The 6,484-nt window shown below is 35.6% G+C and carries 6 protein-coding genes and 1 tRNA gene; 5 read left to right on the top strand and 2 right to left on the bottom strand.

All coding sequences use genetic code 11. The annotated features are described in order from the left end of the window. Positions 1-179 precede the first annotated feature (179 nt). Together G7Y57_RS10500 and G7Y57_RS10495 are read left to right on the top strand one after the other, a co-directional pair. Positions 180-263 (top strand) — tRNA-Leu (locus G7Y57_RS10500). A gap of 178 nt (positions 264-441) precedes the next feature. Next, complete coding sequence (locus G7Y57_RS10495; RefSeq protein ID WP_165023561.1) at positions 442-618, top strand: hypothetical protein; 177 nt, start codon at positions 442-444, stop codon at positions 616-618. Positions 619-967: 349 nt separating this feature from the next. Here the strand turns inward: G7Y57_RS10495 and G7Y57_RS17990 are convergent, their stop codons facing one another. Next, positions 968-1,504: a hypothetical protein gene (locus tag G7Y57_RS17990; protein WP_255491414.1), complete on the bottom strand. Its 537-nt coding sequence runs from the start codon at positions 1,502-1,504 to the stop codon at positions 968-970. 186 nt (positions 1,505-1,690) lie between these two features. On the opposite strand from G7Y57_RS17990, the gene G7Y57_RS10485 reads away from it, so the two are divergent. After that, complete coding sequence (locus G7Y57_RS10485) at positions 1,691-2,086, top strand: hypothetical protein (RefSeq protein WP_165023558.1); 396 nt, start codon at positions 1,691-1,693, stop codon at positions 2,084-2,086. Between the two features lie 482 nt (positions 2,087-2,568). On the opposite strand, the gene G7Y57_RS17985 is transcribed toward G7Y57_RS10485, so the two are convergent. Continuing rightward, complete coding sequence (locus tag G7Y57_RS17985; RefSeq protein ID WP_255491413.1) at positions 2,569-2,691, bottom strand: hypothetical protein; 123 nt, start codon at positions 2,689-2,691, stop codon at positions 2,569-2,571. A 255-nt stretch (positions 2,692-2,946) separates the two neighbouring features. Here G7Y57_RS17985 and G7Y57_RS10480 point away from each other — a divergent pair, with 255 nt between their 5' ends. Together G7Y57_RS10480 and G7Y57_RS10475 are read left to right on the top strand one after the other, a co-directional pair. Next, the gene (locus G7Y57_RS10480) at positions 2,947-5,661 is read left to right on the top strand and encodes a DNA gyrase/topoisomerase IV subunit A (RefSeq protein ID WP_165023555.1); all 2,715 of its coding nucleotides are present in this window, start codon (positions 2,947-2,949) and stop codon (positions 5,659-5,661) included. Continuing rightward, positions 5,645-6,484: a DUF3316 domain-containing protein gene (locus G7Y57_RS10475; protein ID WP_165023552.1), complete on the top strand. Its 840-nt coding sequence runs from the start codon at positions 5,645-5,647 to the stop codon at positions 6,482-6,484. Before G7Y57_RS10480 ends, G7Y57_RS10475 begins: the two co-directional genes overlap by 17 nt.

Raw genomic sequence — 6,484 nt, 5'->3', positions numbered from 1 at the left:
GCGGACATCTGTTTGACAATTCACGACAAATAAAAGATACTAAATCGGTACCCGGTCTTTTTTCTAATTTGGAAAAGATTTATTTTCAAATATATAGCGACCGGGGTTCAAACCCCGTCTTTCGCTCGAATGTGACAGTAGTCACATTTTTTGTTTAAAAGCTATTTTATAGCGAGTACGCACACGTGGTGGAATTGGTAGACATGCTACTTTGAGGGGGTAGTGCCGGTAACGGTGTAGGGGTTCAAATCCCCTCGTGTGTACAAAGGAGTTAGAGTGATCTGGCTCCTTTTTTATTTTAGTAGTATTGTGCTTAATTTATCACTAATTTTTGAACAGTGAAAGGTTGCTATTCAGAGAGTTTTCTATGTTTTTAAACATTTTACATAATTGCTGATTTATTCTTAATATTGTTAAGTCTAATTTTAAAATATATGTATTATGGAAAAAACAACTTTATCAAACACTGTATTCTTTAATTCTAAGCTCTCCAAAGAACAAATGAATAATACTAGAGGAGGCAATAAGCCCTCTTGTGGTTGTGGTCCGAGTAAACCTAATTGTGGTGATATAAACTGTTTAGGATATGCATTGTGCGAAGACACTCATGATATATAAAAGAATTAAGGGAATATCCGAATAAATATGCCTATAATAACTATAAAAGCCCGTACTAAAATAAGTACGGGCTTTTATCTTCTTCCTTTCCCCTTAACAGGAAAAAAGGGATAAGTGATTATTTGATTAGTTAAGGCATTCTGCTTCTTGATATTGCATTGCAACAAAGAAATCCGAACTGCTAGGCTCGGATTTCTTTGAATATTTTAAGATTATCAGTTAGAGCAGTATCTATTTTTCCAATTGCTTAATACGTTCGTCCTGTGCTGCTATTTGTTTATTTTGCTCTATTACATATAAGGTTAATTCTTCAATTTTTTGTAATAGTTTAGCTTGCATCTCCACTACATTAATTCCATTTTCGATTACTTCTTTTTCTGATGGAATGTCTGGGAGGTGTTTTATATTCGTTGATATGGCTCTCTACTTCTGAAAGAGTAGGTAGCATATAGTCTTTATCAAAAACAAAGTCAGACCAACCTGTAGCTTCTATTTTAACTTCTTTAGAACGGATAGTTCCATTTACATCGAGTTTTGATTTGGGAGTAGTGCCAATCCCTAAATCACTATCTCCTGTATATATCATTTGTGAAGCAATTCCTGCACTATTCATTGTCCTGAATTTCAAATCTACCCTTCCATTTTGGGGCGTTATCTGAGATATTATATATGATTTTAACAGATTGTCGAAGTTGAAGTTTATACCTTGATAAGATTCATTAGAGGCGTGTGATCTTATTTCTATGGTATTAACATTGCTACTATTTGAACTTAATGAACTAATCTTCAAAGTTCCTGTGGTGCTATTATCCCCGTTATTATTCCACTGAGAAAAAATGGATGTAGAGAATAGCGAAATGGCAAATAACAAACGAATCTTCTTCATAACATTAAAATATTAAAAAATTATTCTGCAAATATAAAGTTTAACACACATCTTTTATAAAGGTCTGCTAAATATGAATTATTATTAATTAATGGATTGTTTGTATTTTTAGTAGCTAGCCACTCTTTTGTTTATTAAATATTTTATTTATATTGCATCATTAACCCCATTTTAAAACAAATTATTATGAAAAAGATTCTTTTTTTTATGTTAGTGCTCTTTATTACTGTTGGAGCAAGCGCTAATGATTCTACCGGAAAAACAGAAGTTGCAAGTGACCAATTTGCTGCTTATCATAGTGTTATTATTCATTTGCAAACTCCGACTGAATGGAATTTCGGATCGACCGTCAGGTATGATAATGGATTTGGCTACACGACACAAGATTTGAATGTTATGAGTAATATTATCTCTGTGAAGAAAGGGAGTATAATAACAATTGACCTTCTATTAATGGGAGGGGGATATGTGCATGCAAGTGATAATGAGACTAGATATGAAGCCATGCCAATTACCGGAAGCTATACATATGTGATATCGGAAGATAGAGAAATTGTTATACGAGTGGATCCTGCTGATTAAATAGCGATAAGAATAGTAGTATCATAGTTGAAGAAAAAGTAGTAAGATATAGGACTACATGATGATACTACTTAGAACGATAAACACTATATAAAAGTTTCTTTCAACTCTATATAAAATAGGCGTTTATAAGTAATACATTGTATATCTTTGAAATTTTGAATTAAGTAATATAAACCAAGTTCATGTAGTAAATTATGTAGGATTTAGTATTTCCTTCAAAAGTAGTATTTAAGAATCAATATGTTATAAAAAAAGAAATGGTTGTCTCACGACAACCAATCTTCATTGTTAACCTTAAATCTAATACTATGAAAAACACATAATATTAACATCTATCTGCCTGATAAAGTTCTATGGATTCCTTCTATATTTAAATAGATAAAGTTAATAATGAGTAAAATACGGAAATATTTCGTGGGTAGTAAGTGTATTTTTGCAGCAAAAATAAAAAAGCGAGTTTTCCACTCGCTTTTTCTATACTATTTAGAACCTTTTTTCTTTTTGTCTTTATCCTCTTGTTTCATCTGAGGTTGTGCGGCTATCACTTTTGCCTTTTCCTTTTTAGGTTTTTTTTCTTCTCTTTTGAATCGTTTTTCGCCCATAATATATAAATATTGGTTTGAGATGTAAATGTAGTTTATTGTGTGGCTAAAAAACTATAATCTGGATATATTAAAAAGAGGTTAAGTTAAAGTTGTGAAAAATAGCGATTCAATATTGCTTACATGATGCAAATAATGGATGTTTTTTTATTTGAGAATGTACAATTTCCTCGTTATTCTCATTTTGATTTCAAACCAAAAAAAAGTATCTTTGGGATGTTTTAGATTGATAGCTATTTAAACAAGAATTTTTGCATGCTTCCAGAAGATATTATTGATGAGCCGGACAACATAGAAGATGAAAACTCCGTTGCAGGAGATGAAACAGAAACAACAGGCTCGCGTTCCGATTATAAAGTTCCCGTAAAAGACACAGACAGTCAGGCGCACCTTTCAGGGATGTACCAAAACTGGTTTTTGGACTATGCCTCCTATGTGATTCTCGAGCGTGCCGTACCTCATATTATAGATGGACTGAAACCTGTTCAACGTCGTATACTTCATTCGATGAAAAGGATGGATGACGGGCGGTATAATAAAGTTGCCAATGTGATAGGGCATACTATGCAGTTTCACCCTCATGGGGACGCTTCTATCGGTGATGCCTTGGTTCAGTTGGGGCAGAAAGATCTCTTGGTCGATTGTCAGGGTAACTGGGGTAACGTTTTTACAGGAGATGGGGCAGCAGCACCACGTTATATAGAAGCACGTTTATCTAAATTTGCGCTCGAAGTACTATTCAACCCTAAAACCACGGATTGGAAGCCGTCTTACGATGGTCGGAACAAAGAACCTATCGCACTTCCTGTAAAGTTCCCTCTGCTCTTGACACAAGGAGCTGAAGGTATTGCTGTAGGTCTGTCATCCAAAATTCTTCCTCATAATTTCAATGAACTTTGCGATGCAGCAGTAGCTCATCTCAAAGGAGAAGACTTTTCTTTTTATCCTGATTTTATAACGGGAGGATATATTGATGTAAGCAAATATAATGATGGTGAGCGTGGGGGTTCGGTGAAAGTTCGTGCAAAAATATCGAAGCTTGATAATAAGACATTAATCATAAGCGATATTCCTTATGGTCGTACATCTACTTCTCTTGTTGAATCTATACTGAGAGCCAACGAAAAAGGAAAAATCAAAATACGTAAGGTAGACGATATTACAGCACTCAATGTCGAAATACATGTGCATCTGGCAGCAGGTGTGTCGTCCGACAAAACAATAGATGCCCTGTATGCATTTACCGATTGCGAAATAAGCATATCTCCCAACTGTTGCGTGATAGAAGATAATAAACCTTACTTTCTGACTGTAAGTAATATTCTTCGTTCTACAACTGAAAATACGCAGAGGCTCCTTCAGCAAGAGTTAGAAATTCAGAAGGCTGAACTTGAAGAGAGCTTACATTTTTCATCGCTCGAAAAAATCTTTATCGAAGAACGTATCTATAAAGACAAGGAGTTTGAAAATGCCAAGAATATGGATATTGCCGTAGAGCATATCGATAAGCGTTTAGCTAAATTTGCAGAATCATTTATTCGGGAGGTAACACGTGAAGATATTCTCAAACTGATGGAAATCAAAATGGGACGTATCCTTAAGTTTAACTCTGAGAAAGCAGATGAACTGGTTGCTAAATACAAGGAGCAGATAGAAGAGATAAATCATAATATCGCCAACATTGTAGATTATACAATTTCGTGGTATGTTATGCTGAAAGAAAAATACGGAAAGAATTTCCCTCGTAAAACAGAGATTCGTAGTTTCGACACCATCGAAGCAACAAAGGTGGTCGAGGCGAACGAAAAACTATATATCAATCGTGAAGAAGGCTTTGTCGGCACAGCTTTGAAAAAGGATGAATACGTTTGCAACTGCTCCGACATCGATGATGTAATTATTTTCTATAAAGATGGAAAATATAAGATTGTAAAAGTCTGCGATAAGATGTTCGTTGGTAAGAATGTATTGTACCTCAATGTATTCAGACGCAACGACAAACGAACAATTTACAACGTTGTGTATCGTAATGGCAAGAATGGATTCGATTATATCAAACGTTTTGCTGTAACAGGAATTACCCGCGATAAAGAATATGACGTAACACAAGGTGAGCCGGGTTCACGTATTGTCTATTTCAGCGCCAATCCGAATGGTGAAGCCGAAACAATACGCGTAATCTTAAAACCGAAACCACGTCAGAAGATTCTGGTATTCGAGAAAGACTTTAGCGATATTGTTATCAAAGGACGTCAGTCGATGGGTAATATATTGACTAAAGCCGAAGTTCATAAAATATCGTTGAAGCAAAAGGGCGGCTCTACACTTGGTGGGCGTAAAGTATGGTTCGATCAGGATGTGTTACGCTTGAATTATGATGAACGTGGCACATTCTTAGGTGAATTCCAAAGTGACGATCAAATACTGGTAGTGCACGATAATGGTGATTTTTATACAACTAACTTTGATTTGAGCAATCACTACGATTCGGGTATTATACGTATCGAAAAATTTAATCCGCATAAAAACTGGACTGCTGTACTATTCGATGCCGATCAGAAATATATTTATTTAAAACGATTTACATTCGAACCATCAGCCAAGAAACAAAACTTCTTGGGTGATAATCCGGAGTCGAAACTTCGCTTGTTATCTGATGTTGTTTATCCCCGTTTCCAAGTAATATTCGGTGGTCGCGATAGTTTCCGCGAATCATTGGAAATAGATGCTGATGAGTTTATTGCAGTAAAAGGATTTAAGGCTAAAGGTAAACGTTTGTCTACGTTCGAAATTGGCGAAATAAAAGAATTGGAACCAACTCGTTTTCCTGAACCGGAAGAAATAGAAGAGAAGAAGTTCGAGGTGCAGATAGATGACGATGACGACGAAATAGATAATAGACCTATATCTGATATATTAGATGAAATAACCGGACAAAAATCGCTCTTCAAAGATGGTGAAGAAGAATAGAATATCAATTTTATTAAGTCTTATATTCAGTTTCTTTTCATTGAATAGTGCTTCATTGTGGAGTCAGGATGTAGATTCTGTTCCATTATTAATAACGAATAATTCGTATCTGGTTGGTATTGGTTCTGCCAATATGTACGACACTTATCTATCGCCACTCGAATATAAAGGTACATCCATTCGTGTAATGAATGAGCGAATGCGCCGCACTACATGGTTCGACTATCGTTTTTATAAACAGCAAATCATAGACCTGGAAGTGGCTAAGGGCGATAACCCGGCTAAGAACGCATCAGAATATTGGGTATTAGGTAACTACCGCTTGGGTGGTCATTATCAGTTCTACCAGACTAATAGATTGCGACTTGGGGCAGGTGGGTTGTGGGATATTGCCGGAGGTGTTCTTTACAACGAACGTAATGGCAATAATCCGGCATCAGCCAGAGCATATACCAATCTTAATTTATCAGCTATTGCTTCTTATCGTTTCGATAAATTTGCTGTTCGTTGGCAAATAGATACACCCGTTGCAGGTGTGCTATTTTCTCCACGGTACGGACAATCTTATTATGAAATGTCATTGGGCAATTCGGTCGATGTCGTTAATTTTTCGTCCTTTCACAATCAACGTGCACTGCGTAATTATATAACTGCAGATATTCCTCTTAATAAGTATATTATTAGGGTAGGCTATTTAGGTTCATACTATCAGACAAAAATAAATAGTATCCATACACATCACTATACGCATAGTTTCGTTATCGGATTCCCCATGGAAGGCGTGAAAACACCAAGGAAGAAAACCGAAAATTTATATTGGTAA

The sequence above is a fragment of the Dysgonomonas sp. ZJ279 genome (assembly GCF_011039205.1).
Lineage (GTDB): Bacteria > Bacteroidota > Bacteroidia > Bacteroidales > Dysgonomonadaceae > Dysgonomonas.
The sequence above is the reverse complement of the archived record's forward strand: the minus strand, read 5'-3'. Positions and strand labels throughout refer to the sequence as shown.

Excerpts from the sequence above, each read along its gene's own strand:
- G7Y57_RS10480 (WP_165023555.1), top strand. The coding sequence starts at position 2,947 with ATGCTTCCAGAAGATATTATTGATGAGCCGGACAACATAGAAGATGAA.
- G7Y57_RS10475 (WP_165023552.1), top strand. The coding sequence starts at position 5,645 with ATGGTGAAGAAGAATAGAATATCAATTTTATTAAGTCTTATATTCAGT.
- G7Y57_RS17985 (WP_255491413.1), bottom strand. The coding sequence starts at position 2,691 with ATGGGCGAAAAACGATTCAAAAGAGAAGAAAAAAAACCTAAAAAGGAA.
- G7Y57_RS10495 (WP_165023561.1), top strand. The coding sequence starts at position 442 with ATGGAAAAAACAACTTTATCAAACACTGTATTCTTTAATTCTAAGCTC.
- G7Y57_RS17990 (WP_255491414.1), bottom strand. The coding sequence starts at position 1,504 with ATGAAGAAGATTCGTTTGTTATTTGCCATTTCGCTATTCTCTACATCC.
- G7Y57_RS10485 (WP_165023558.1), top strand. The coding sequence starts at position 1,691 with ATGAAAAAGATTCTTTTTTTTATGTTAGTGCTCTTTATTACTGTTGGA.